The following is a 21947-nucleotide window of genomic DNA, read 5'->3' as shown; positions in this document are numbered from 1 at the left end:
GTGGCCGCATTTCCATTCGGCGCTCATTGGCCTACCCTCGCCTCGATCATGGCGCGGTAGATGGCGATGGCATCGAGGCTGTCCGCGCAATCCACGGCGCCTCCGCCTGCCGCCGTCATCTCCTCAGTCGGATCGACCGGAACGATCGCAAAGCCGCAGTAGTCGAGCGCGATTACGACGGTCTTAGCAAGGTCTGCCGACGTATAACTCAGCGGCCGAGGTGACAGGGCAGCGTCGAGCGCGGCGGCGATAATGTCGGTGCTAGATTTCATGCGGTCCTCCGGGGCAATTTGCCGATAGCTTCGATAAGGTGCTGCGATGCGTGGTATTGCGCGGAGTGAATGGTGCTGCGAACCGAGCAGTCACCCGACCGCTGAATGTCAGCCGGGCTGGTCACCTTGCCGCGCAACACCGGATCGAGCAGGACATTGTCGCTGCAAATCTTCATGTTCTCTTCGCCGTAAATCTTCGCCAGTTCGACGACATCGGCGAGGGCCGCGCGGTAGCCGCGATCGAAGTCGTTCATCGCTTGCGCCGCCGTCCGATCTCGACGGCATGGCGAAGGCTCGTGCTGTCGGCCACCATGCTGTCGAGATAATGAAGAGCCAGTTCGGTCGCGCCCGACGCTATGGCGTGGGCGAGATCCGAGACGCTGATGACGTCGATGCCAGTGGAATCGTCGATACCACGCGAGCGACACTCCGCGCGGAGGTCATCGGTTTCGAAGTCGCTAAGGTCGACCTCGACCTCTACTGTTCGCCTCATCGCGGCCTCCTTCCGTCTCGGCAATATCCGCACCGGCCGTTGACCAGCCGTGGCATATCCTCGCCGCATTGGGTGCACTCACCGGGGGCGCCCGGCTGCTCGGCAGCGCGCGCGGCGCGCGCGGCGCGCAAACAACGGTCACGGTGCTGGTCGGCCAGCACGTTCGCCATGTCGACGTCGTCGGCCATCAGCACGCCCCCTGAAAGCCGTCGGCCTCAAACTCACCACACCAGTCATGCACATCGGTGATGGGGAAATGCGTAGCACGCTCGACCGCCATCATAGGAGATACGTTCGTGGTGCGTTCCCAATGGACGGCCAGCGCAGGCATCACAGCGGGAGGCCGAGCGCGACACTGTCCAGCGTCCTCGTCGTCGTGAATGCGGAGCCAGAACCGACATGGCGCGCCGCAGCATTCGGAGCCTTTCATTCCGGCTTCTCCGGCGCTGGGACCGAAACCCGCGCGATCTCCTGGCTGATGATGAACTCGGTGCCCGGGTTGCGCCCCGCCAACCGCTGCGCCTCGGCCTCCGCAATCTCGTAGGTGCGGTGCTGGCGCCGGGGTTTGTAGGGGTCGGCCTTGTTCAAGATAAAGGCCCCGGCGGGCCGCGTGGTCGCGCTCATGTCGTTCTCCTGCTGAGCGGTGGGAATATCGGTCGGCGGTGCCGTGGTCGGGCTGTCGTTGCCGCACTTCGGGCAGAACGCGGCCATCATCAGCCGCGCGGCCTCGCGAGCCTCCATCGGCAATTTGACGACGGACCAGACGTGGCCGCACTCGGGGCATTTCGCCCAGAAGTCGCCGCCGCTCACGCCCGGTCGCTCTTGACTATAATGAAGACGGCGCAAGCCACGAGGAGCGCGTCAAGCGCACTCACGGATCGCCAGCCCGTTACGGCAACTCCGATCGCGAAGAAGGCGAGGAACGCGATGCAGACAGATCGGTGGAAGCTCACGCGCGCTGGCCCTTGATCCGCGCCGGAAACACGGGAGCCCATACGATCGCGTTCTTGCCGCTCGCGTTCGGTCGGCGCTGGCCGCTGTCGCGGACCTTGCCGAGCCGTGACAGCTCGGTCATGCGCGGCCGGATCGAGAGTATCGAGAGGCCCAGCTTGCCCGCAACCTCGTCGGCCGTCATTCCGTTGGACTTTTCAACGACCGCGAGCGCCCGGCCGCGAAGCTGCGGTGCCGTCTCGGCGATGTCGGCGGCTGCCGCCCGCGACGTGTCGCGATCCTGCGCGCCGGGCGCGTGGGGATAGGTGAAGAGGTCGGTCACGATGCCTCCTCTGTCTTTGCTCGGAGCACGATCATTGTGCTGTCGTCGTTCACACTCTGCCGGACAAAGCCGCCCCGGCATTCATAGAATGAGCCGCGCTTTATGGTGATGTCCCGACCGGCATCGTGAAGCTTTCCGACTATGCCCTTCTCGGTGTCTGTTTCAGGGGTGAGCACGATCTGCTCGATGCCATCCTCGATGTAGAGCGCGATCTTCATGCCGGTTCCCTTTCAGGCTCGGCCGATGCGCCGCCGTCATCGTGACGCGGGCGATCGGGAACGACCGGCACCGAGCCAGGCGCCTCTGGCCGTCGGCGAGGCGAGCGCGGCGCCGGCTCAACCAGCACGCGACGGTTTGGCCTCTCAGTGACGTATCGGCGGCCGGGGACGACGCCCTGATATTCGGCGTCGCTATGGTCGCAGCCGAAAGGCTTTCCACACGCCTTGCACGTCATTGGCCGACCCCCAGCGCTTCGCAGCGCGCTTTAGTATGGGGCGGCTGAAACCGTCCGCTCTCGCGATCCGTGATGCAGTCGAATGCATCGAGGGTGGCGTCTACCCCACGCCGAAACCCCGCCCGGTCCCCGACAGAATGCCCGAGCATGAAGGCGAGTGCGAGCAGACCGCCAAGAATAACGCCACTTTCGAGCGACTTTGCGGTTGCCCCCTTCATGCCGCCACCTGCGCGTCGCTGTAGGCCGCGATGAGGAAGTCGCGGATATGCTTATTGCGCTCGGTGCCACCCTTGCACTCGGCGATGAGACTGGCCCAGCCCGGCATGTCGAGCGTACGGACCCCGGCGAGAAGCCGAGCGCAATCAGGCTTCAATTCCTGATCGCCAAGCATGGCACAGATACCGGTGAAGACGGGCGAGCCGACGACCAGACGTTGGTCTTTGAACGCTTCGGCCATGATCTCCAGCGCCGTCATCACGACGCGCTCGCCGTACCGGCGCTTGGCCTTGCTGATGGCGGTGGTGAACGCGACCTCGCCCGGCGCCCATGCGCCAGAGCCGGTCTTGCGGCTCACGGTGAAGCCCGCGCTTTCGATCAGGCCCTTGATCGCAAGAACCTCCTCGTCGCCGCTGGCCTGCGCGGCGTGGAAGTCGTCGAGCCGGTTGATGGCGCGCCGCGCGCGGTTCATCGCGACGAACATGGCCGCCTCCTCCGCGACGCTATCGAAGACGAAAACGCAGCAGGGCAGATATTGAATATCCTGCCGCATCTTCGCCGCGGCCAACCGGTGCTGACCGTCGATGACAAAGAAGCCGTCGGTCCGCTTCGACACGACCAGCGGCAGACACATGCGCCAGTCCCATTTGCTGGCGATTTGATTGATCAGCGTCCGGCTGGGGCCGGTGTCGATTGACCGCTGATAGCTGTCGTCGATGCGCAGCTCAGATGGGTTCCGCATCTCGATCGAGGGCGGCATTCCCTTCGGTAGCGCGAATTTACGGGCGGCCGGAGCATTCGGCTTCGGCGGCGAAACCGTCCGCATTTTGAACGGCTTGGGGGTGGCCGGACGCGGCGCATTCTTCGGGTCCGGCTTGTCCGCCTCGTCAAGATCCGCGATGAACCTGCGAGCATCGTCGGCATCGGGCCGCGTGTAAGCGACGCCTTGCCGCTCGAACACGATCGCCCCCATATGGACGCGCGCCCGCAAGTCCTCGTCCTTCCCGATTTTGGTGCGGATCAGGAACGAGCCGTTTTCATCCGGCCGCCCCACGGCGTGCGCGAGCAGCCAGTCGGGCCAAGCGGACTTTGGCTGACCCTTGTTGATGAATGATGGGATGGTGCCGGTCATGCTGCCGTCTCCGGCCCGGCAGCCTCGGCGTCGATCAGGGCACAAAGCGCCCTGCGGAGCCGCTGAACCTCGAGAAACTGGTCGAGTCGATCCTTGCGTTCGGCCGGCGTGTCCCACTCTTCGCTTGCGGTCGCGTAGAGGCCGTTCAGCCTTATCACTGCCGTATCGAACGCATCCCATGCGATCTCGACCGGCGTCCTGCTAGAAGCCAGGTGCATCATCGTGCCTCCTCGAAAATGTAGTCGAACGCTTCGAGCGCGGCCGGATCGACCAGCGTTTCGCCAAAGGTCATGGCGCTGTCGTCGAACAATCGCTCGTCGAGCGAGCGCGGGCCGAACTTGCTCTCGAAGGCTGCGACCGTGCGGCTGGCGTAGCGCTTCGCTTCGCCAGCGATGTCGTCGGTCAGGCGACCCTCAAGGTGTGCGACGTAAAGGTCGCTCAGAGCGTCGTCGCGGCTGGCGTCGGACAGCCAGTGCGGCATCGCGGTAGCCATCTTCGCATAGGCATCGTCGCGAATTGGGCGGAACGGAACCCGTGGCGTCGTGTCTGATCGGCGAGGATGCCGCGCTCGCTCAATCATCTTGCGTTCGGCGCGCTGCGCGTCCGACAAATGGCGGAGATAACCGCGCGCGCCATTTTCGAGGATGCCGAACCGCTTCCCGATGTCGGAGAACCGATCGCCGCGAAGGATCGCGGCAACGATAGCGTCGCGGCGGGGGCTCGATCCGCGCCGGGGCCGCGAGCCTTTGGCGCGCTTCCGCTGTTCGTGCTCGGCGGCCGACAGATAGCGCGCATAATGCTGCGCGCCCTTCACGCCGATGCCCCACTGGCGGGCAATGCTCGCGTAGGTGGCACCGCTGACAATGGCCGCGATGATGGCCTGACGCCGCGCGACCTGCGCATCGCTTGCGCGGCCGGTCATCGCAGCACCTGTGCGGCCAGATCGGCGACGCCGATGCAGAACCATGCGAGGGCGCCAGCCACTAGCGCAGCGAGGACAGCCAGCGGGCCATCGTCGGTGTGGTGCGACCTCATGCGGCACCGCCCGGCCGGAAGCACCCGCCCTGAACGTGCAGGGTGAGGCTCAGCCACTCAATTTCGAAATACCAGCAATCGGCATAGTCGACGCCGTCGACGCTCTCGATCTGATAGCCGCTGGGACGGAACCGGATTTGGGGCAGCAGGCAGGTCTTGACCACATGCCATGTGGTGCGGGCCGCAGCGCTCATGCCGCCCTCTCCGTCGCGATCCGCTCAAGGTCGGCGTAGATCGCCTGCCACCAGTCGTCGGGGAAGTCGCAGAAGTCCTCGTACCGAATGCGGCAATAGGCGAGTTTCCAGCGGACGTTCGCCGCGTCGTTGGTCGGCGTAAGGATCAGCGCGTCTTCTGCGTCGCAGCGCGCATCGGTGAGCCTTTCCGTCGCGGCGATGATTTCGTCCGGTACAGCTCCGCCCCCGGCCTCCTGAACATCGCAAGCCGGAATAAAGACTGCATCATCATATTCGACCTCCGCGATACGGGCGATAAGGAAGCGCTGCATCGAGTGCTCCCACAAGATGGCGGGGACGTTCATGCTGCTGCCCCCTTTTGCATTGCTCGCAGGGATGCCATCGCCGCAACGACAAGGCGCTCGTGCCAATCCATGTCGCCGCCTTTGCTGACGAAATAGTCGAGGTCGCCGCGCTGGATCGCTTCGTTGTCAGCTTGGTCGCTGGTGCTGTTCTCGAGGAACGTCCAAAGCTGAACCTCAACGCCCTTAGGTGTGGCAGCGGTTGCCTGCTGGATCACGCCCTCTTGAGCGCAAATCATATCCATCGCCGCGCGCTCAACATCGTTGTCGTCACGATCGCGCGGAACGTTGTAGATCGCGAGAGCGGCCCTCCAGCTTTCATAGGCAGCGAGGATGCCGGCGTCTGGGTTGACGGTCATGCCACCTCTCCTTCTCGCGAATATGGAAGCAGGCGCTCGGCATCGATTGCCAGCATGGCCAGCGCCTCTTTGGCGCACCACCAGCCGTCAGATATGTCATTGGCGTGCATCGCCTCGATCTTGAGGCGCAGATCGGCGGGGTGCTCGGCCGGCGTGAGGTAAACGGCGTCGAGCGCGGAGGCCATCGCCGTGTGCTTGGCGTCAGAAGTTTCTTCGCATTTCTCGTCGGCGAGCATAAATTCTGCGGTCGTGCGGCGATAATTGTCAGCGAGGGCCTTCCAGATGCCGCGCAGGCGGACAGGGAGGGAGTGCGTGGTGAAGGTCATTCCACACCCCCAATCCGCTTCGCGTCGGCGAGGATGATTGCGATCAGCTCTTTCGAGCCCTCGTAGTCGTCCATTTCGTCGCGCGCGAAAATCTCGATCTTCTGCGCCAGCTCGGCGGAGGTCGCGACTGGACAACGCACAGCGTTCACACCGCTGTCCGTCATCGCATCGACCAACGGCGTGTAAGCGTCGTCATAGTGGCTTTGCAGCGGATCGTCCTGAGCGAGCGGACCCTGACACTGGTCACGATGCTTCTCGTAAGATTCGCGCGCGATCCAGTAGGCAGCGGCGTGGATGCTGAACGGCGTTTGGCTGGTGATGGTGACGCTCATGCCACGCCTCCCGCGAGGCGAATGGCCTCTTCAAACAGCAACTCGACAAGATCGGAGCTGGCGTAAGCGCAGGTATGCATTTCCTCGGCGAGAAAAACGCGGCGCTTTTCGTTGAGAGCGGCGATGTCGGGTGCCGGGCAGCGCAGCAGCGCAAGGGCCGCGACTTCGGTCGCGTCGTTATAAGGCGCCCGCCCGTCTTCCCATGCTTCGATTTCAGGGCAGATGCCCGAGACGCCTTTCGGCCGGTTTGCGGCGTCGAAGTCGTCGCGATCCTTCCACGACCGTTCCCAGTTGCGCAGCAAAATGGCGAAGGCGTCACCGTCGGGCCGCGTCACGATATTGGTCATGTCCCGGAGAAGCGACTGGATGCCTTCGACAAGATACGGATCGTCGGTGCCGTCGAGCACTTCGGAAAGGATATAGTCGGCCTTGGCTACGATCTCCGGCACGCTGATAGCCGGTGTCGCACGGAGGATGCAGTTCGCACGCCAGCGGGCATCGCCGATGGCTTCGTACCCGGCCTGATAGGGCGCGCCCTCGGCGCCTGTCGGCTCGCTCTCGTTCGGGAACGGCCCCGCCCATACGTTCCACGCTTCATCAAGATCGTGGACGACCCTGAGCACGTTGGTGAACGTCGGCTCGGCATTCCCGAGCACTTTGCGGACGATGCTGAAATTGTGGTTGGCGGCCTCCGACTGCCGCATCGCCGCGAGTTTCGCGGCCTCTTCCATATTGGTGGTATCGCGGACAATCCGCGGCGCTTTGTCGACGGCGGCCATGGGCCAACCTCCTGCTAGAGTGAGCAGGTGGATCGGCGGAGGCTGGCCCCTATCGCGGGTGGCCGAGCGCGTCTTTCCGTACCTGCATCACCGTCCTCGGCCCGGAGGCGATCAGGTGATGCGGCACTTATGCCGTGTGCTGTGGCACACTGTCAAGGCTGTTAGGTGTTTTTTAACACAACCCGTTTAATATCAGACCTTTCGTCCGATCCAGACGACGCGGCCGGCAATGAACACGTCGTCGGCGTCGACCTCTTCGGGCGGAATGGTGGTGTTGTCGGACATGATGCGAACCCGGTTCGGACCGACCGTGCGAAGCCTTTTGATCATCGCGGCGCCGTGAACGCTCAGCGCCCAGATGCGATCCTGCATGGTTAGATGCCGCTGCGTCCTGTCGATAATGACCTGATCGCCGTTGATCATTGTTGGGAACATGCTGTCCCCATCGCCTTCCGCGACAAAGAGCATTTCCGGGGGCGCTTGCGTCAAGCTGCGCAGGAAGCCGGGATCGAATAGAACCGGCATCTCGTCGGGATAGTCGTCAAAATTGCTGCCCGCGCCCATTGCGTAGCTAATATCGACGTGCCGGAGCGCAATAGCTCCGTCGCCAGCGTGGGCGGAAATCAAAGGCGCGTGGTCTGAAGGGGTGCCCTGCACCGGCCGAGCTCGGCCCAGCGCGTCCGGCAATAGGTCCGATAGCGACATGCCGAGGGCGGCGGCGAGCTTCTCGATCGTGCCGAGCTTGACGTCCTTGGTCATGCCTTGAAGAATGTCGCGCACGACGGTTTCCCCCAGCCCCGCCGTTCGGGCCAAGCCCTTCGCGCTTGCGCCCCGGTGCTTCATCGCGGATTCGAGACGAACCCGCAGGATATCGATGGCTGCTTCTGTGCTCATGCTTCCGTGTGCCAAAAAACCGGACTTTCCGCCATATGGTGATACAAAACACCTTTTTGCTTGAAAAGTGTTACCTGACACACCTATAGAAGCGGTTAATGACCGAAAATCTTCTAGACGAGATCGAACGCTTCCTCGCCATAACGGGAATGAAGCCGACGGCTTTCAGCATTGCTGCGACTGGCGGCAAGGATCGCCATCTCGTGCGGACCCTTCGGGCTGGGCGACAGATGTGGCCTGACACGCAAGGGCGCATCCGAAAGTATATGACCGAGTATGCGCTCGCCGCTGCTCTTCGCGACGCCGCCGCGTGACCGCCGTGCGCGGGGCCGGGCGCCTTCCTGACGCCGAGTTCAATCGGCTCATTGACGAAGCGATCGGGCGGGTAAATCTGTCCGACGTCATTCGCCCATACACGGTGCTGAAACCGCGCGGACGGGAATTGGTCGGCCTATGCCCGTTCCACGACGAACGATCGCCGAGCTTCGAGGTCAACGACGCCAAGGGCACCTATCACTGTTTCGGATGCAGCAAGGCCGGAAACGCGCTGATCTTTCTCATGGAGCGGACCGGCCTGAGCTTCCGCGACGCTTTCGAGGCGCTGATGGGCGACAAATTCCCGCCGGTGTCAGAGGAGGATCGCGCGCGCCGCAAGGCGGAGGACGCAGCCCAGCGCGCGGAGGCCATCGCCGACGCAAAGCGGCTTTGGAACACGACGCGGCCGGTGCTCGGCACACCGGGCGAAACCTATGTGCGCGCCCGCGGCATTACTGCGACCCTGCCGGCGTCGATCCGCTTCGGTCACGTTCCGCTCAGCCGTGACGATGACGGCAACTGGCGGGAACCGATGCCGGCGCTCGTCGGCGCTATCACGATGGGAACCGACCTTGTCGCGATCCAGCGCATATTCCTGCGCAACGACGGCAGCGACAAACGATGGCCCAAGCCGCGTCGATCGAAATTCAGCCTCGGCCGGGTGAAGGGTGGCGCCCTTCGTCTCGACCACGGCCGGGCGGGCTCCGAGGTCATAATCACCGAAGGGCCAGAAGACGGGCTGACCCTGATGCAAGAAATGCCGGGGGCCCGCGTGTGGGTCGCACTCGGCACCGACTTGATGCCTTCCATCGAATTTCCCCCTGACGTCGATAGCATCCTGATCGCTGGCCAGAACGACAAGGCGGGGCGCGGCGCGGTGGAGCGTGCCGGCGAAGCGCTGTTAGCGCGCGGATATTCGGTCCGCGACACCTACCCCGATCCGGCTTTCAAAGATTGGAACGACCAGCTCCGGGGCATCCGGCTATGAGCGGAGTCGCGGAGCAGGTCGGCCAAGCCGAGAACATCAACCCGCTGGCGAACCCGGAAGCCGAGCTGCGCCTATTGGGCGACTTCATCGCAGACAACCGCCTCATCGATCCAGCCGCCGACAAGCTTCGCCCGGTGGATTTCTCTGTTCCTCTCTACGGCACCGCGTTCGGGGTGATGATCCAGCAGGCCTCGGCCGGTGCGAATGTCGACGTCGTTACGATCGCGCCATTCCTGACCCAGTTCGAAGATTGGCCGAGGCTGAGCAGGAGTCTCGCGGCGGCAGACCTCAATGCCGGAACGCGCCAGCAGTCAAAGGCATATCTCGAACAGATCGTCGACCTCTCCCGCCGCCGCCGGATGGTGCTCGGTCTGCAAGAGGTGATACAGGGTGCGCGGACGCCTGATGTCGGATGCGATGAGTTAGTCGTTCAAGCTGACGAGGCTGTCGCCGAAATGGCCGACCAGACTGTCTCCGATGAGCAGGCGTCGGCCGGTGAGCATGCCCAACGCGTCATCGACAGTTTCGGCAAGCCCATCGTTGGCGTCCGCTGCGGCATCAACTCGATAGACAGGATCGTCGGGACGCTTCGGCCCTCATGGTTTGTCGTCGGGGGCGGGCGGCCGGGCATGGGCAAGACTGCGATGGTGTCGAGTTACGCCATCGGCGCCGGGCTCCGGGGCCATGCCACCCTCTTCTTCAGCCTGGAGATGTCGGCCGATCAAATCACGCGCCGAATGCTCTCCGACCTTTGCCACAGCAGAGATTTCAGCGTTCCCTATGAACAGATTCGCGATGGCACGGTCAAAGGCCGAAACCTCGAAGCCGTTATTGCAGCGAAAGATCGCCTCGACCAATTGCCTATCGAAATCTGCGATCGCGGCGGCCTGACGCTCGCCATGCTCGGTCGCCGCGTGCGGCGCCAGAAGCGACGCCTAGCCGCGCAGGGCAAGCGGCTTGAGCTTGTGATTGTCGATTATCTGCAACTGATGCAGCCGAGCAAGGCGGGCATGTCGCCTTACGAGGCTGCGACCGAAATCAGCAAGGGCCTCAAAGTCCTCGCGAAGGATGAGGGCCTGACCGTCTTCGCCTTGGCGCAGCTCAGCCGCGGCGTCGAATCCCGCCCCGACAAGCGTCCGGTCCCCAGCGACCTTCGCGACAGCGGCCAAATCGAGCAGGACGCCGACGTGTTGCTCTTCCTCTACCGCGAGGAATATTACCTCAACCGCAAAAAGCCCGCCGACGAGTTCGGTCCGAAATTCGAGGACTGGCGCAACGATATGGAGGCGGTGCGCGGCAAGATCGAGTTTCTTGTTCCCAAGCATCGGCACGGCGCGGATGGCCAGTCGCTCGGTTTCTTCTTCGGCGAAACCGTCTGCATCCGGGGATCTGATTTCTATTCGGCCGGGGAGGGTCAGGACTATGGCTGAGTTTCCCGCCCTGCCCTTGTGGACGGATGCCTATCTGGGCGACACGACCCATCTGACGACATTCGAGCACGGGGCTTATCTCTTACTGCTGATCGTGTCGTGGCGTGCGCCCGGCTGCCGCCTCCCTGACGACGACGTTCTTCTCGCCCGTTATGCGCGTGTGCCGGTCGGCAAATGGCGCAAGCTGCGCCCGATCCTGTCGCCGTTCTTCAAGATCAGCGAGGGCCATTGGCATCAATCTCGGTTGCAAGATGAATTTCAGCATTTGCAAAGCCGGAAAACCCAGCAGAGCGAAGCTGGTAAAGCCAGCGCCAAGGCTAAAGCATTGAAAAGAGGACATCGCGGCTCAACGCCCGTTGCCTCCCCGTTGCAACGAGATGCCAACGAGACGGCAACCCCCATACCCATACCCAGTTCCTTATCTAAAGATAAGGGCGCTGGCGCGCCGTCTGATGATCCTTTGAAGGATTTGTTCGATGCCGGAATCGCACTGCTGACCAGCACCGGCACACCGGAAAAACGGGCGCGCTCACAAATTGGGAAGTGGCGAAAGAAGATCGGTGAAGCCGAGACGCTCGCGGCCATCGTCGCCGCGCGCGACGCGAAGCTGAGCCAGCCGATGGAATGGATCGAGGCCCGCGTGCTGGCGATCGTTGAGCGCGCCGGGGCCGACGAAGATGAGGAGCGTGCGCTGAGCCGGGCGACCGCTGAACGCTATCGGCGAATGGGGCTGGCCGATGCAGGATCGGGAGGCGAGCATGCGAATTGAACTGAGCAACGTCGGCGGTGTCCGCGTCTCGCAGCACGCGATAAATCGCTACCGCGAGCGAATTGCCGATCTCAGCGACGAGATGATCATCGCCGCGCTGAGCGGGAAGGCGTTTCAGGTGCTGAGCCTCCTCGGTCATGGCGCGGTGCGGATGGCCTGCGGCGCTCGGGCGATCGTACAGGCCGGCACAGTCGTCACCGTGCTGCCGCTCGGCCAGCGTGTGCTGAACTGGCACCGCTTCAGCGCGACGGAGAATTTCTGATGCGCCACGAGCAGCACCTTCTCAGCCAGGCGGAGAGCATCGGCGTCATCGACGAGGTCAATTCGTGGATCCGACGCACGGGGACGAATTACCTTCGGCTCATCACCGCTGCCGGCGTTGCCCCGTCGACACGTTCGGCCGTCCGCATCCGTCAGCGCCGATTGACGATCTGCACAGCTGACAAGCTGCGAGCGGCGATGGCGGCGCATCCTCACGGCATCGCGCGGGGTGAGCATAAGGCTCGTGTCCGACTGGCGGCGCAAAAGACCCTCGATCGCCAGCGCGACCGGCACCGCCGCGACTTCCCAGCCGCCGCGATCATCGTCGATCGCACCCCCTGCCCGCGATGTGGCATCCGCCGCGATCTGGGCTGTGTCCATACTGGCCGGTTTTGAGCGCCAGCGTACCGTATGAAAGGATTAAGCAATGGCTGAACTCCACACCTGTAAACCTACCCTTGGCGCCGTCGTCGTCGCCGGTGTTGCGGCGCAGACCGACCCGCTGGCCCTTTTCGATGGTGGAAAGGCGCCCGCGTTTAATCTGGCGATCGGTGCGACCGAAGACATGCTGCGCGGCCTTCTGCGCGGTGAGCATTCGAGCCTGCACTTGAGTTTCAACGATCACGCAGCAAACTATCTCGACGCGACGAAAGAGCGCGCCGACGGCGATCTGCCTGATGATGAATGGGTTTCGGAATCGGAACGCGACAAGGCGCTCGGCCTCAATCAGGTATGGACGTTGCAATGGTATCCGAACAGTCCGGTGGGGTTCTGTCGCAAGCGCGCGTCGTCGCTGGACGCTCTGTTGAGCTGGGTGGCTGAGAATGGCCGTACAGCCTAAGAAAGCGAAGCCGCGAACCAAGCGCGCGAACAAAGCACTGGACCGCGATAAGGCGATCCCGGTCATTCTGGCCGGGGTTGCTGCTGGCCAAGCGCTGGACGTCGTATTGAAGGACAATCCCGATCTTCCGTCCCCGTCGACGTTCTGGCGTTGGCATATGGATGACGAGGAATTGCGGGATAATCTCGCGCGAGCCCGTGAAATGGGCGTCGAAGTTCATATGGACGAGGCGCTCGCCATTGCTGACACGCCGATGCCGGGCACGATCGTCACGCGCAAGCTCGACAAAGACGGCAAGGAATATGACGAGGTGCGGACCGAGGACATGCTTGGCCACCGTAGGCTGATGATCGACACCCGTATCAAGCGGGCACAGATGATCGCGCCGCGGAAGTATGGTCCTAAGCTCGACCTGACCAGCGACGGCGAGAAAATCCAGATGGATGACGTCTCGGTTGCCACGCGCCTCGCCTCGATCTTCTCGGACATCGAGAAGCGCGTCGCCAGTGGAGTTGATGACGCCGATGCCGCAGGCTGATCCTGCCTATCTCGACGCGCTGTGGGAAGCCGCGACGCCCGAAGAGCGCGAAGAAATCCGACGCCTGCTCGATAACGACCTTTCGCAGCACCTGTGGCGCGCGCAGGTTGGTCGCCAGTCCGAGGCGGCCGACAGCTTGGCATTCATCACCGGCTATGGCGGCGCTGCTGGCGGCGGTAAGACTGACCTGATTGCGGGCCTGTCGCTCTGCGATCATCAGCGCACCGCGATCTTCCGACACGAAAAGACGCAGACCGAGGGCATCATCCAGCGCATGGGCGAGATACTCGGCAGCAATGACGGGTACAATTCGCAGAAGTCCGTCTGGAAAACGACGGTCGCCAATATCCCCCGCCTGATCGAGTTCGGCGGCTTGGCCGACGCGACCGATCACCAGAAGTGGCAGGGCCGCGCGCACGACGCGAAGATGTATGACGAGGTGACGGAGCAGCGCGAGTTTCAGGTGCGCTTCACGATGGGGTGGACGCGATCGTCAGACCCGAAGCAGCGCTGCCGTGTCCTGATGACGATGAACCCGCCGACGACTGTCGCCGGCCGCTGGGTCATTCCGTTCTTCGGGCCGTGGCTCGACGAAGCGCATCCGAATCCCGCCAAGCCGGGCGAGCTGCGCTGGTTCACGACGATCAAGGGCAAGGATGTCGAGTGCGACGACGATCGCCCGTTCGTCATCTTTCAGGGCGTGCCGCTGTACGATTTCGACCCGACCGAGTTTCCGGTCGAAAAGATCATCCGGCCGAAGTCGCGCACATTCATCCCGTCGCGGACGAAGGACAATTATTTCTATGTCCGCTCGGGCTACATCGACACGCTGCAAGGCCTGCCTGAGCCGCTGCGTTCCCAGATGCTGGACGGCAATTTCAACGCGGGCGCCGAAGACGACGACTGGCAGGTCATCCCGTCGTCATGGGTGCAGGCGGCAATGGATCGCTGGCAACCCCGCCCCGAAGGCAAAGGAGAGATGGACAGCATGGGCGTCGATGTCGCTTGCGGCGGCAAAGACAACTTCGTCATCGCCCCGCGCTATGGGACATGGTTCGATGATCTGGTCAGTATACCCGGCCACGAGATACCGCAGGAGACGGCCGGCCGCGTCGGGGCTGCAAAGGTCCATATGGCCCGCCGCGATCGTGCTCCTGTTCATATCGATCTGATCGGCTGGGGCCTGACGGTTCATAACGTCCTGCACGAGGACGAGGTTCAAGTGATCGGCGTGAATGCCTCGCGTGGTTCGACCGAGACATCCGCCGACGGCATGTTCGGTTTCTTTAACTTCCGCTCCGAGATGGTGTGGCGGATGCGCGAGGCGCTCGATCCCGACAACAAGGTTCAGATCGCATTGCCGCCCCGTCCGATCCTGAAAGCTGACTTGTGCGCCTACCGATGGACGCCTGTTAAGGGGCCGAAAAAGACCATCGTGAAGGTGGGATCGAAAGACGACATGAAGGATGATCTCGGACGCTCGCCAGATGAAGGCGATGCGGTCATCATGGCAAACATCGACACGGTCAAGACGGAGGTCCGAGAGGCACTGGCAAAAGCACACGCCCGCCGATCGCATGACCCATATGCGGACCTGCACCAATGAATGAATATTGCGACATCGGGCTCCACGCGTTCGGCGACTGGCACGACACCGGCAAGGCGCTGATGCAAACGCGACGGTGCAAGCAGTGCCGGGTCACAGAAGAACGGGAATGGGTGCCTGACGACAAGCCCCTCGCCCGCTGGCGCGATCCCTATGACGATCTGACGCGCTGATCGGCAACCTAGCCGATAGATTTCAGCGGATATTGCGAACCCGCGCCGATTCTGCCATAGGCTCCCGAATGTCGACCACGACCCGCCTTCAACGACCGCGACCCACCAGCGAGAACTGGCGAGGGTAAGCGTGCGCGCTGCTCCCGCTTTCAGGGAGTAGCTCAGTTGGTAGAGCGCTCGGCTTGGGACCGAGAGGCCGCAGGTTCAAATCCTGTCTCCCTGACCATCAATTACCAATGTCGGTGTAGCTCAATGGTAGAGCTTCGGCTTCCAATCCCGAAGACGTGGGTTCGATTCCTACCGCCGATGCCATTCCCGCTTCGTCTAGTGGCAGGACGCCGCGTTTTGGCCGCGGAAACGGACGTTCGAACCATCCAGTGGGAACCAGCATGCCATTTTGAGCGCCGTTCATTCGTATCATAGCGTGGCCCGCGAAAGGGGCGCTCTATGGCTACGCTCAGCATTTGGGAAACGGTTCGCTCGACGTCGGGGTTGCCCGTTCTCCGCCTTGATGACCGCACAAATTATCAGTCGGTCACCTTCACCGGCACGGCTGCGGCATCTGCGGCGTTCGACGTCGACACCTCCATCATCACCGTGTTGGCGAGCGCAAACTGCGCGATCCGCGTCGGCTCGAACAACCCGGTCGCGATCGTGACGGATTACCCGCTGACTGCTGGGACGCTGCTCGATCTGGAAGTCCAGCCAGGTCAAAAGATCAGCGCGATCACGGTCTGATGCGCAAGCTCGGCCTCGGCCTTGGCATAAAGTGGGGTCGGCCGCCGCCACCCGACAAGGTGTTCACCAAGCTGCTAATGGGCTTCGACAGCGGCGTTGATGCGTCACAGGTCTTTGTCGATGAAAGCCCCGTTGCCCGCTCTGGCGTCACGATCGCCGGCGGAAGCTCCGCAGCCATTGCGACGGCGCAGAAGAAGTTCGGCCCGTCGGCCCTCAGCCTGCCTACAGTCGATGACTGGGTTCAATGGCCCGATAGCGACGACTGGTTCTTCGGCACCGGCCCCTTCACGGTCGAGCTATGGCACCGGCCCGACGCCATCACTGGCGTTCGGCAATTGATCGGCCAGAATCAGGATTTGAACGCCGGCGCAGTCAATGCGAGCTGGGCGCTCTACGAGTTCAACGGCGTCATTCAGTTCGCCTTCCACGACGCGGGGCTCAACGACTGGCGAACCGTATCGGGAGGTTCGGCCTCTGTCCTTTCGACGTGGGTTCACACCCTTGTCGACCGCGACCTCGACGGCAAGATCAGGGTTTATCGTGATGGCGTGATGGTCGGCAGCTACGCCTATACTGGCGCGCTTCGACAGGTTGCCACCGCATTGGCGATTGGCGCCGCGGCGGACGGCTCAGCCGATTATCTGGGCTACATGGATGAAATTCGCATCATGAAGGGTCGGGCCGCCTGCGCCAGCGATGCAGGCTTCACCCCTCCCGCCGCCGCCTACCCTCGATAGTCGCCTCCATTTTGAGCGCCGATACCCGCTGAAATAGCGTCGCCTCGAAAGGTGACGTCCATCATGTTCGCTATCTCTGCACTCCTGATCCTCGCCGCTGCCTACTGCGGTGGCGCGTGGCTGTGGTTGTCGTGGACCGGCATTCGCCAAGGTGCCCGCTATTCCTACGACCAGCATGTCGAGATCGAGCGGCAGACCTTCCACCTCGGCCTTTGCTTCATCCTCGCCCTCGGCCTGCTCGGCCTGATCTGGAAATAACCGTCATGTGCATGCCGAAAGCTCCCGATGTTCCGCCGCCTCCCGCTCAGCGGCAGACAATGAAGGCCCCTGAATCGAAGGTGCCGGGCATGGTCGACGATCCCATGCGTCGCCGTCGTGGCTATGCGGCGCTGATGTCGGGCGGGGCTCCGTCCCTGAACCCCGTGACGACATCAACTCTCGGTGGCTGAGCGCATCGACATCCGGGGCACCCCGTTCGTTCGCTTCGAATGCGAGTGCGGCCAGCGCCAGCAGACTCCCGAGCGCACGCCCGAGGCGTTGGAAAAGTTCGGCCCGGTGAAGTGTGCCCGCTGCGGCAAGGAACATACTGTCGATGGCTGAAGGCACGCTCTCGCTCAAGAAGGCGCCCGAACATGCGCCGAAGCTGGAAAAGACGCGCCGCGATCACGTCGAGAAGGTCGCGAGCGCGCTGAAGGCGCAGCGCAGCGACCATGAGGGCGACTGGTACTCCATCGCCGACTATTCGGGTTACGGCTCCATCGACACGCTTGCGACCAGCCCGACCGGCGGCAAGCGCCCGAAGATGCGCCAGTTGATCGACAGTCACCCGATCTTCGCATTCCGCACGGTCGAGGCCGGCATGTATAGCGGGCTGTCGTCGCCGAACCGGCCGTGGATCGAGTTCAAGTTCGTCGACACCGAACTGAACAATTATCAGGTCGCGCGCGAATGGCTCGATGCTTTTCAGGCTGTCATCTACGCGCTGTTCGACGCCTCGAACTTCTATCAGGTCGCGCGCCAGAATTATGGCTCGATGGCACGGTTCGGGCCGGCCGCGGGCATAATGACCGAACACCCGATCGAGGTTGCTCCCTGCATGGGCCTCGGCATCGGCACCTATTGGCTTGGGCTGAACGACGCCTTCAGCGTCGACACCCTCGTCCGCACATGCCCCATGACGGTCGATCAGGTCGTCAAGAAATTCGTCGGGCGGCCGGGCGGCAACTACGACTGGGCTGCCGTCTCTACTGCCGTGCGCAACAAATGGGACGCCTCGAATTACGGTCATATCGTCCAGTGCAAGCAGCTCATTGAACCCGGCGCGAATGAAGCGTGGGACTCGGTCATCTGGGATTGCAACGACGACCGGAAGGACGGGCTGCTAGAAGCGAAGCGCTACAGCGAGCAGCCGTTCTGGGCGCCGCGCTGGATCACCCGCGACGGGGACGCGCCGAATTATGGTCGCGGCGTCGGGCACGACTGCCTCGCCGACATGCGCGAACTTGCCATGCAGGCCCGGCGCAAACGTGAATTGACCGATCTTCTCGCCAAGCCGCCGACCGTGGGCCCTGCCCGCGATCTCGATATGCGGCCAGGTGCTCATACCCACGTCGCGGATATGTCACAGGTCTCGGCCGTGAAGCCGATTTACGAGGTCCAGTACGGCGCGATTCAAGCGGTCCGCGAAGACATCAAAGACATCAAGCAGGCCATCGATCGCGGCACCTACGCCGACCTCTTCATGGCGATCACGAACATGCCCGGCATTCAGCCGCGCAATGTCGAGGAGCTGCTGAAGCGCGATCAGGAAAAGATGTCGCAGATCGGCCCCGTCATTGAGATGGTGAATGACGACATGCTGCCGGTCGCGGTCAATCGCATGATCGGCATCGCGCGCCGGGGCAACCTGATCCCGCCAGCGCCGGAGGAATTGCAGGGCAAGGCACTGAAGGTCGAGTTCGTTTCGGTCCTCGCGATGGCTCTCAAGATGCTGGGCCTCTCGACGACCGAGCGTGTTGTCGGATTCGTCGGCTCGCTGGGCTCGATCTTCGGCCCGCAGGTGCTCGACAAGATCAATCCCGACGCGATTATCGACGACTATGCCGAGCGCGCGAATATGCCGGCGAAGGCGATCCGCGACGCGGCCACGGTCGACAAGATGCGCGCCGATCGCGCGCAGCAGCAGCAGATGGCCCAAATGGCCCAAATGGCACAGCCCGCCAAGGATGCGACAACGGCGGCGCTCAACATCGCCGAGATGTCCAACGATACGGCGCGTTACTGATGGCGTCTCGCGGTCCTGTCCCTCCCGCCGATCGCGAGGAACTGCTTCGGCATCCTGCGTTCCGGCGCGTCCTTTTTGAGATTTATAGGGCGAGCGGTATCACCCGGTTTACTCGCGAAGAGCAGCAACGCCTTTTCCATGAAGGCAAGCGCTCCTTGGGGTTGGACATTCTCGGTTGGTTCTCCGCGACGCCCGCGGAGCCTGACGACGCCATCGCAATGGCGATCGAGGCCGGGAAACAACTCACACCCCCCAAAGGAGCGAAGCATGACGATCAAGAACCCCCTGAATAACCACCGTTCAACCCGCATCCGGCTGCTGTCCGGCTCTTGGCTTTCGCCGATCGAGCGACGGATGGGCCGCGTGATGCGCGCGCCGGATGAGCATGTCGAAACCGATCCGCCCGCCGATGCCGCTGAAACTGAGGCGACTACGGCGCTCGGCGATGCCGCCGCCGCCACCGACGCCCCTGCCGACGACGGTGCGGCCACGGATGCGGTAGCTGCTGGCGATAAGGCCGACGGCGACCAGTCAGACGCCGACAAGGCTGCGGCCGATGCCGGCGCTGAATCGATCGTCGGCGCCCCCGAAGCCTACGACGTCGAGGCGTTCACAATGCCCGAAGGTGTCGAGTTTGACGCCGAACTGTTCGATCTGGTCAAGGATGACCTGAAGGGAATGGATCTCAGCCAGAAGGGCGCCGAGCGCGTCGTCGGGCTGTTCGCCGATAAGGTCGCCCCCAAGATCGCCGAGCGCGCCGTCCAGCAGCTTGACGATCACGCGGCCGAACTTCGTGCAAACATGGCCCGCGACCTTCAGGCCGACAAGGAAGTCGGCGGCCCGAAGCTCAAGGAGAGCCAAGCCTACGCCGCGAAGGCAATCGCGCACTTCATCCCTGACGCGGCTGTCCGCTCGGACTTCTCGAAATTCCTGAACGAAAGCGGCCTCGGAGACCATCCGCTTCTGACCCGCGTCATTGCCGGCGCTGGTCGCGCGATCTCCGAAGCAAGCACCCCATCGGCCGAAACGGACACGGCTGGACTTACCGCATCCCAGAAATTTTACGGACGATAGAAAGGCATAAGACATGACTGTTCTCGGCTCTCAGCTTCACACGCTCGCCGACCTCACGGCCCGCCTCGATCCCGACGGCAAGGTCGCGGTCATCGGTGAATGGCTCTCGCAGCAGAACGAGGTTCTCGAAGATCAGCTTTGGGAGGAAGGCAACCTTCCGACCGGTGAGCGCACGACCGTTCGCACCGGCCTGCCGACCGTCACGGCGCGCGGCCTAAATCAGGGCGTTCCGCGTTCGAAGAGCCGCGTCGCTCAGATCGACGAGGGCGTGGCATGGTTCGAAGGCCAGAGCGACATCGACCGTCAGGCCGCGATGATGTCGGGCAACCCCGACAACTATCGTCTGACCGAAGCGACCGCGTTCTACGAATCGCTCGGGCAGGCGAACGCGCAGACCCTGTTCTACGGCAACGCCGCGTCGAGCCCAAAGGAATATACGGGGATGTTCCCTCGCTATAACAGCCTGTCGGGATCGACGAAGGACCAGATCATCGACGCTGGCGGCACGGGCACCGACAACAGTTCGATTGCCCTGATCGTATGGCACCCGATGGGCTTCAAGGGCATCTATCCCAAGGGCTCGAAGGCCGGCATCACGCACATCAACGTGACGGCTGGCACCGGCACCGCTGACGACGGCTATGAAACTGGCGCGTACATCACCGATGCCGACGGCAATCGCTTCCTTGCGGTGTCGGACAACTTCATCTGGAAGACCGGCCTGTCGATCAAGGATTATCGCCGCGGCGTTCGTATCGCCAACATCGACAAGTCGCTCCTGACGCCGAACTATTCGACCGGCGCACAGATCGAAATGCTGATGGCACGCGCACTTGAGCGTGTGCAGGGCCTGACCCTGCCGGGTGCGAGGGCAGCATTTTACATGCCGCGCAACATCCGCGAGAACTTCCGCATGCAGCTCGTCAACAACGCCAATAGCTCGAACTTCTCGTACGAGACGGTCGGCGGCAAGCCGATGATGGTGTTCGGCGGTGTGCCGGTTCGCGTCGCCGACGTCCTCAAGGCCGACGAAGCCCGCGTGGTTTGATCGAGACAAGAAAGGAATAGATCAATGCTTACCGATCGCGAAATGACCTTCTCGAATAACCAAGCGGTTACGACGGGCACTCAGGTCTCCACCGACGTTTACGACCAAGGCGTCGCAAACGTGAACATCAACACCGGCCGCGAGCTTCAGGTGTTCGTCAGCGTGACGACCCTGTTCGCCAGCGGCACCAGCCTCGCGGTGAACCTCATCCAGAGCGCAAACTCGGACCTGTCGTCCCCTGACGTGCTCATCGGTTCTGGCGTCATCGCCGAGGCCAGTCTGACCAAGGGCGCCGTCCTGCTGCGCGCCGCGGTCCCTCGGACGACCAAGCGCTATCTGGGTCTTCAGTTCGTTACCGTCGGCACCCACACGGCCGGCACCGTCTGGGGCGGGATCGTTCGCGATACCGACGACACCCTCATCCCCGCTGCCAACACCGGCTACTAAGGAAGGGCCTGAATCATGGGTAAGATCATCCAGGCGATCGTTCGCGGTCCCGAAAACTATTTCGATGGCGAGTTGCATCCTCCCGGCGCCATCGTCGATGTCGATGAGGACTTCGTCTCGGACGAAGACGAAATCGAAAAAGAGATCGAGGTGACCCTACCGACGCCTGTCGTTGTCGATGGCAAGCTCCAGCGCACGTTCAAGGAAACGGTGCGGGTTCCGGTCCGCTTCCGGCCGCTTGGCTCTGAACCGACCATTGCTGGCCCAGTGACGACTGCCGAGATCGCGACCGGCGGCGACCTCGATCGCCTCAACGTCACCGACTTTCTCAAGGGCGGCACCGATGACATCGTCAAGGCGATCGTCAACGGTAATGTCGATGACCACCTCGGCGCGATCGAGCAGGGCGAGCTTGGCCGCAAGGGTCCGGCACGCGCTGCCGTCAAGGATGCCATCGCGGCACGACTGGCCGCCAAGGCCGGTTAATCCGCCTTCTTGTGGACCACTTTCCTGTGGGGTGAAGGGTCGGGCGCTGCGAAGCGTTCCGACCCTTCGTTTTGAGCGCCAATAGGGGGCGGCCTAGCGTTCAACCATGGCA

Annotated in this window: 35 protein-coding genes and 3 tRNA genes; 21 read left to right on the top strand and 17 right to left on the bottom strand. The window is 62.9% G+C overall.

What is annotated here, in order from left to right:
• Window positions 1-23: 23 nt before the first annotated feature.
• The 17 genes from VN047_RS05835 to VN047_RS05755 all read right to left on the bottom strand — a co-directional run bounded on the left by VN047_RS05835 (window position 24) and on the right by VN047_RS05755 (window position 8100).
• Window positions 24-272: a hypothetical protein gene (locus VN047_RS05835; RefSeq protein WP_325540982.1), complete on the bottom strand. Its 249-nt coding sequence runs from the start codon at window positions 270-272 to the stop codon at window positions 24-26.
• Window positions 269-526 (bottom strand): hypothetical protein, encoded by a 258-nt coding sequence (locus VN047_RS05830; RefSeq protein WP_325540980.1) that lies wholly within the window; start codon window positions 524-526, stop codon window positions 269-271. Before VN047_RS05830 ends, VN047_RS05835 begins: the two co-directional genes overlap by 4 nt.
• The gene (locus tag VN047_RS05825; RefSeq protein WP_325540977.1) at window positions 523-765 is read right to left on the bottom strand and encodes a hypothetical protein; all 243 of its coding nucleotides are present in this window, start codon (window positions 763-765) and stop codon (window positions 523-525) included. Before VN047_RS05825 ends, VN047_RS05830 begins: the two co-directional genes overlap by 4 nt.
• Window positions 762-953 carry a conjugal transfer protein TraR gene (locus VN047_RS05820; RefSeq protein WP_325540975.1) on the bottom strand — a complete coding sequence of 64 codons (192 nt, stop codon included), beginning with the start codon at window positions 951-953 and terminating at the stop codon, window positions 762-764. Before VN047_RS05820 ends, VN047_RS05825 begins: the two co-directional genes overlap by 4 nt.
• A gap of 238 nt (window positions 954-1191) precedes the next feature.
• Complete coding sequence (locus VN047_RS05815) at window positions 1192-1575, bottom strand: hypothetical protein (RefSeq protein WP_325540973.1); 384 nt, start codon at window positions 1573-1575, stop codon at window positions 1192-1194.
• Between the two features lie 139 nt (window positions 1576-1714).
• Window positions 1715-2038, bottom strand: coding sequence for a hypothetical protein (locus VN047_RS05810; protein WP_325540971.1), 324 nt, complete (start codon window positions 2036-2038; stop codon window positions 1715-1717).
• Window positions 2035-2256, bottom strand: coding sequence for a hypothetical protein (locus tag VN047_RS05805; RefSeq protein ID WP_325540969.1), 222 nt, complete (start codon window positions 2254-2256; stop codon window positions 2035-2037). Before VN047_RS05805 ends, VN047_RS05810 begins: the two co-directional genes overlap by 4 nt.
• Window positions 2257-2706: 450 nt before the next feature.
• The gene (locus tag VN047_RS05800; RefSeq protein ID WP_325540967.1) at window positions 2707-3840 is read right to left on the bottom strand and encodes a DUF6551 family protein; all 1134 of its coding nucleotides are present in this window, start codon (window positions 3838-3840) and stop codon (window positions 2707-2709) included.
• Window positions 3837-4061, bottom strand: coding sequence for a hypothetical protein (locus tag VN047_RS05795; protein WP_325540965.1), 225 nt, complete (start codon window positions 4059-4061; stop codon window positions 3837-3839). Before VN047_RS05795 ends, VN047_RS05800 begins: the two co-directional genes overlap by 4 nt.
• Window positions 4058-4762 carry a hypothetical protein gene (locus VN047_RS05790; RefSeq protein ID WP_325540963.1) on the bottom strand — a complete coding sequence of 235 codons (705 nt, stop codon included), beginning with the start codon at window positions 4760-4762 and terminating at the stop codon, window positions 4058-4060. The genes VN047_RS05795 and VN047_RS05790 overlap by 4 nt, the downstream gene beginning before the upstream one ends.
• A 109-nt stretch (window positions 4763-4871) precedes the next feature.
• On the bottom strand, window positions 4872-5069 hold the full coding sequence (locus VN047_RS05785; RefSeq protein ID WP_325540961.1) for a hypothetical protein: 198 nt from the start codon (window positions 5067-5069) through the stop codon (window positions 4872-4874).
• Window positions 5066-5413: a hypothetical protein gene (locus VN047_RS05780; RefSeq protein ID WP_325540959.1), complete on the bottom strand. Its 348-nt coding sequence runs from the start codon at window positions 5411-5413 to the stop codon at window positions 5066-5068. The genes VN047_RS05785 and VN047_RS05780 overlap by 4 nt, the downstream gene beginning before the upstream one ends.
• Window positions 5410-5769, bottom strand: a complete 360-nt coding sequence (locus VN047_RS05775; RefSeq protein ID WP_325540957.1) for a hypothetical protein — start codon at window positions 5767-5769, stop codon at window positions 5410-5412. The genes VN047_RS05780 and VN047_RS05775 overlap by 4 nt, the downstream gene beginning before the upstream one ends.
• A complete protein-coding gene (locus VN047_RS05770) occupies window positions 5766-6095 on the bottom strand; it encodes a hypothetical protein (protein WP_325540955.1) in 330 nt (109 codons plus the stop codon). The genes VN047_RS05775 and VN047_RS05770 overlap by 4 nt, the downstream gene beginning before the upstream one ends.
• Window positions 6092-6427, bottom strand: coding sequence for a hypothetical protein (locus VN047_RS05765; RefSeq protein WP_325540953.1), 336 nt, complete (start codon window positions 6425-6427; stop codon window positions 6092-6094). Before VN047_RS05765 ends, VN047_RS05770 begins: the two co-directional genes overlap by 4 nt.
• Window positions 6424-7206, bottom strand: coding sequence for a hypothetical protein (locus VN047_RS05760; protein WP_325540951.1), 783 nt, complete (start codon window positions 7204-7206; stop codon window positions 6424-6426). The genes VN047_RS05765 and VN047_RS05760 overlap by 4 nt, the downstream gene beginning before the upstream one ends.
• 192 nt (window positions 7207-7398) lie before the next feature.
• Window positions 7399-8100, bottom strand: coding sequence for a S24 family peptidase (locus tag VN047_RS05755; RefSeq protein WP_325540949.1), 702 nt, complete (start codon window positions 8098-8100; stop codon window positions 7399-7401).
• A 310-nt stretch (window positions 8101-8410) separates the two neighbouring features.
• Here VN047_RS05755 and VN047_RS05750 point away from each other — a divergent pair, with 310 nt between their 5' ends.
• The 21 genes from VN047_RS05750 (at window position 8411) to VN047_RS05650 (ending at window position 21835) form a co-directional block, all read left to right on the top strand.
• Window positions 8411-9403, top strand: a complete 993-nt coding sequence (locus tag VN047_RS05750; protein ID WP_325540946.1) for a CHC2 zinc finger domain-containing protein — start codon at window positions 8411-8413, stop codon at window positions 9401-9403.
• On the top strand, window positions 9400-10833 hold the full coding sequence (locus tag VN047_RS05745) for a replicative DNA helicase (protein WP_325540944.1): 1434 nt from the start codon (window positions 9400-9402) through the stop codon (window positions 10831-10833). Before VN047_RS05750 ends, VN047_RS05745 begins: the two co-directional genes overlap by 4 nt.
• Window positions 10826-11602 carry a DUF1376 domain-containing protein gene (locus VN047_RS05740; RefSeq protein ID WP_325540943.1) on the top strand — a complete coding sequence of 259 codons (777 nt, stop codon included), beginning with the start codon at window positions 10826-10828 and terminating at the stop codon, window positions 11600-11602. The genes VN047_RS05745 and VN047_RS05740 overlap by 8 nt, the downstream gene beginning before the upstream one ends.
• Window positions 11592-11864, top strand: coding sequence for a hypothetical protein (locus tag VN047_RS05735; protein ID WP_325540941.1), 273 nt, complete (start codon window positions 11592-11594; stop codon window positions 11862-11864). The genes VN047_RS05740 and VN047_RS05735 overlap by 11 nt, the downstream gene beginning before the upstream one ends.
• Window positions 11864-12259, top strand: a complete 396-nt coding sequence (locus VN047_RS05730) for a hypothetical protein (protein WP_325540939.1) — start codon at window positions 11864-11866, stop codon at window positions 12257-12259. The genes VN047_RS05735 and VN047_RS05730 overlap by 1 nt, the downstream gene beginning before the upstream one ends.
• Before the next feature lie 31 nt (window positions 12260-12290).
• Window positions 12291-12704, top strand: a complete 414-nt coding sequence (locus VN047_RS05725) for a hypothetical protein (protein ID WP_325540937.1) — start codon at window positions 12291-12293, stop codon at window positions 12702-12704.
• Window positions 12688-13242: a hypothetical protein gene (locus tag VN047_RS05720; RefSeq protein ID WP_325540935.1), complete on the top strand. Its 555-nt coding sequence runs from the start codon at window positions 12688-12690 to the stop codon at window positions 13240-13242. Before VN047_RS05725 ends, VN047_RS05720 begins: the two co-directional genes overlap by 17 nt.
• A 274-nt stretch (window positions 13243-13516) precedes the next feature.
• On the top strand, window positions 13517-14848 hold the full coding sequence (locus tag VN047_RS05715) for a terminase (RefSeq protein ID WP_325540933.1): 1332 nt from the start codon (window positions 13517-13519) through the stop codon (window positions 14846-14848).
• A complete protein-coding gene (locus VN047_RS05710; RefSeq protein WP_325540930.1) occupies window positions 14845-15021 on the top strand; it encodes a hypothetical protein in 177 nt (58 codons plus the stop codon). Before VN047_RS05715 ends, VN047_RS05710 begins: the two co-directional genes overlap by 4 nt.
• A gap of 150 nt (window positions 15022-15171) precedes the next feature.
• A tRNA-Pro gene (locus VN047_RS05705) sits at window positions 15172-15247 on the top strand.
• A gap of 12 nt (window positions 15248-15259) precedes the next feature.
• Window positions 15260-15333 (top strand) — tRNA-Trp (locus VN047_RS05700).
• Window position 15334: 1 nt separating this feature from the next.
• Window positions 15335-15408, top strand: a tRNA-Gln gene (locus VN047_RS05695).
• A gap of 60 nt (window positions 15409-15468) precedes the next feature.
• Complete coding sequence (locus tag VN047_RS05690; protein ID WP_325540928.1) at window positions 15469-15759, top strand: hypothetical protein; 291 nt, start codon at window positions 15469-15471, stop codon at window positions 15757-15759.
• On the top strand, window positions 15759-16496 hold the full coding sequence (locus VN047_RS05685; protein ID WP_325540926.1) for a LamG domain-containing protein: 738 nt from the start codon (window positions 15759-15761) through the stop codon (window positions 16494-16496). Before VN047_RS05690 ends, VN047_RS05685 begins: the two co-directional genes overlap by 1 nt.
• Before the next feature lie 63 nt (window positions 16497-16559).
• Window positions 16560-16754, top strand: a complete 195-nt coding sequence (locus tag VN047_RS05680; protein WP_325540924.1) for a hypothetical protein — start codon at window positions 16560-16562, stop codon at window positions 16752-16754.
• 183 nt (window positions 16755-16937) lie between these two features.
• Window positions 16938-17096 carry a hypothetical protein gene (locus VN047_RS05675; protein WP_325540922.1) on the top strand — a complete coding sequence of 53 codons (159 nt, stop codon included), beginning with the start codon at window positions 16938-16940 and terminating at the stop codon, window positions 17094-17096.
• The gene (locus VN047_RS05670) at window positions 17089-18780 is read left to right on the top strand and encodes a portal protein (RefSeq protein ID WP_325540920.1); all 1692 of its coding nucleotides are present in this window, start codon (window positions 17089-17091) and stop codon (window positions 18778-18780) included. The genes VN047_RS05675 and VN047_RS05670 overlap by 8 nt, the downstream gene beginning before the upstream one ends.
• Window positions 18781-19047: 267 nt before the next feature.
• Entirely contained in the window at window positions 19048-19854 is an 807-nt protein-coding gene (locus tag VN047_RS05665) for a hypothetical protein (protein ID WP_325540918.1), read from the top strand.
• A gap of 13 nt (window positions 19855-19867) precedes the next feature.
• Window positions 19868-20902 carry a major capsid protein gene (locus VN047_RS05660; RefSeq protein ID WP_325540916.1) on the top strand — a complete coding sequence of 345 codons (1035 nt, stop codon included), beginning with the start codon at window positions 19868-19870 and terminating at the stop codon, window positions 20900-20902.
• A gap of 24 nt (window positions 20903-20926) precedes the next feature.
• Window positions 20927-21349: a Bbp16 family capsid cement protein gene (locus tag VN047_RS05655; RefSeq protein WP_325540914.1), complete on the top strand. Its 423-nt coding sequence runs from the start codon at window positions 20927-20929 to the stop codon at window positions 21347-21349.
• A 15-nt stretch (window positions 21350-21364) separates the two neighbouring features.
• A complete protein-coding gene (locus VN047_RS05650; RefSeq protein ID WP_325540912.1) occupies window positions 21365-21835 on the top strand; it encodes a hypothetical protein in 471 nt (156 codons plus the stop codon).
• Window positions 21836-21947: the final 112 nt, after the last annotated feature.

The organism is Sphingopyxis sp. (genome assembly GCF_035565275.1).
Classification (GTDB): domain Bacteria; phylum Pseudomonadota; class Alphaproteobacteria; order Sphingomonadales; family Sphingomonadaceae; genus Sphingopyxis.
Note: the sequence above shows the minus strand (reverse complement) of the source record. Positions and strands in the feature narration are given on the sequence as shown.

Coding starts and splice junctions, on each gene's coding strand:
- VN047_RS05805 (WP_325540969.1), bottom strand. CDS start 2,256: ATGAAGATCGCGCTCTACATCGAGGATGGCATCGAGCAGATCGTGCTC.
- VN047_RS05775 (WP_325540957.1), bottom strand. CDS start 5,769: ATGACCGTCAACCCAGACGCCGGCATCCTCGCTGCCTATGAAAGCTGG.
- VN047_RS05730 (WP_325540939.1), top strand. CDS start 11,864: ATGCGCCACGAGCAGCACCTTCTCAGCCAGGCGGAGAGCATCGGCGTC.
- VN047_RS05755 (WP_325540949.1), bottom strand. CDS start 8,100: ATGAGCACAGAAGCAGCCATCGATATCCTGCGGGTTCGTCTCGAATCC.
- VN047_RS05685 (WP_325540926.1), top strand. CDS start 15,759: ATGCGCAAGCTCGGCCTCGGCCTTGGCATAAAGTGGGGTCGGCCGCCG.
- VN047_RS05715 (WP_325540933.1), top strand. CDS start 13,517: ATGGGCGAGATACTCGGCAGCAATGACGGGTACAATTCGCAGAAGTCC.
- VN047_RS05660 (WP_325540916.1), top strand. CDS start 19,868: ATGACTGTTCTCGGCTCTCAGCTTCACACGCTCGCCGACCTCACGGCC.
- VN047_RS05795 (WP_325540965.1), bottom strand. CDS start 4,061: ATGATGCACCTGGCTTCTAGCAGGACGCCGGTCGAGATCGCATGGGAT.
- VN047_RS05835 (WP_325540982.1), bottom strand. CDS start 272: ATGAAATCTAGCACCGACATTATCGCCGCCGCGCTCGACGCTGCCCTG.
- VN047_RS05670 (WP_325540920.1), top strand. CDS start 17,089: ATGGCTGAAGGCACGCTCTCGCTCAAGAAGGCGCCCGAACATGCGCCG.
- VN047_RS05785 (WP_325540961.1), bottom strand. CDS start 5,069: ATGAGCGCTGCGGCCCGCACCACATGGCATGTGGTCAAGACCTGCCTG.
- VN047_RS05710 (WP_325540930.1), top strand. CDS start 14,845: ATGAATGAATATTGCGACATCGGGCTCCACGCGTTCGGCGACTGGCAC.
- VN047_RS05725 (WP_325540937.1), top strand. CDS start 12,291: ATGGCTGAACTCCACACCTGTAAACCTACCCTTGGCGCCGTCGTCGTC.
- VN047_RS05790 (WP_325540963.1), bottom strand. CDS start 4,762: ATGACCGGCCGCGCAAGCGATGCGCAGGTCGCGCGGCGTCAGGCCATC.
- VN047_RS05760 (WP_325540951.1), bottom strand. CDS start 7,206: ATGGCCGCCGTCGACAAAGCGCCGCGGATTGTCCGCGATACCACCAAT.
- VN047_RS05765 (WP_325540953.1), bottom strand. CDS start 6,427: ATGAGCGTCACCATCACCAGCCAAACGCCGTTCAGCATCCACGCCGCT.
- VN047_RS05745 (WP_325540944.1), top strand. CDS start 9,400: ATGAGCGGAGTCGCGGAGCAGGTCGGCCAAGCCGAGAACATCAACCCG.
- VN047_RS05665 (WP_325540918.1), top strand. CDS start 19,048: ATGACGATCAAGAACCCCCTGAATAACCACCGTTCAACCCGCATCCGG.
- VN047_RS05735 (WP_325540941.1), top strand. CDS start 11,592: ATGCGAATTGAACTGAGCAACGTCGGCGGTGTCCGCGTCTCGCAGCAC.
- VN047_RS05680 (WP_325540924.1), top strand. CDS start 16,560: ATGTTCGCTATCTCTGCACTCCTGATCCTCGCCGCTGCCTACTGCGGT.
- VN047_RS05820 (WP_325540975.1), bottom strand. CDS start 953: ATGGCCGACGACGTCGACATGGCGAACGTGCTGGCCGACCAGCACCGT.
- VN047_RS05800 (WP_325540967.1), bottom strand. CDS start 3,840: ATGACCGGCACCATCCCATCATTCATCAACAAGGGTCAGCCAAAGTCC.
- VN047_RS05830 (WP_325540980.1), bottom strand. CDS start 526: ATGAACGACTTCGATCGCGGCTACCGCGCGGCCCTCGCCGATGTCGTC.
- VN047_RS05650 (WP_325540912.1), top strand. CDS start 21,365: ATGGGTAAGATCATCCAGGCGATCGTTCGCGGTCCCGAAAACTATTTC.
- VN047_RS05825 (WP_325540977.1), bottom strand. CDS start 765: ATGAGGCGAACAGTAGAGGTCGAGGTCGACCTTAGCGACTTCGAAACC.
- VN047_RS05720 (WP_325540935.1), top strand. CDS start 12,688: ATGGCCGTACAGCCTAAGAAAGCGAAGCCGCGAACCAAGCGCGCGAAC.
- VN047_RS05690 (WP_325540928.1), top strand. CDS start 15,469: ATGGCTACGCTCAGCATTTGGGAAACGGTTCGCTCGACGTCGGGGTTG.
- VN047_RS05780 (WP_325540959.1), bottom strand. CDS start 5,413: ATGAACGTCCCCGCCATCTTGTGGGAGCACTCGATGCAGCGCTTCCTT.
- VN047_RS05770 (WP_325540955.1), bottom strand. CDS start 6,095: ATGACCTTCACCACGCACTCCCTCCCTGTCCGCCTGCGCGGCATCTGG.
- VN047_RS05655 (WP_325540914.1), top strand. CDS start 20,927: ATGCTTACCGATCGCGAAATGACCTTCTCGAATAACCAAGCGGTTACG.
- VN047_RS05740 (WP_325540943.1), top strand. CDS start 10,826: ATGGCTGAGTTTCCCGCCCTGCCCTTGTGGACGGATGCCTATCTGGGC.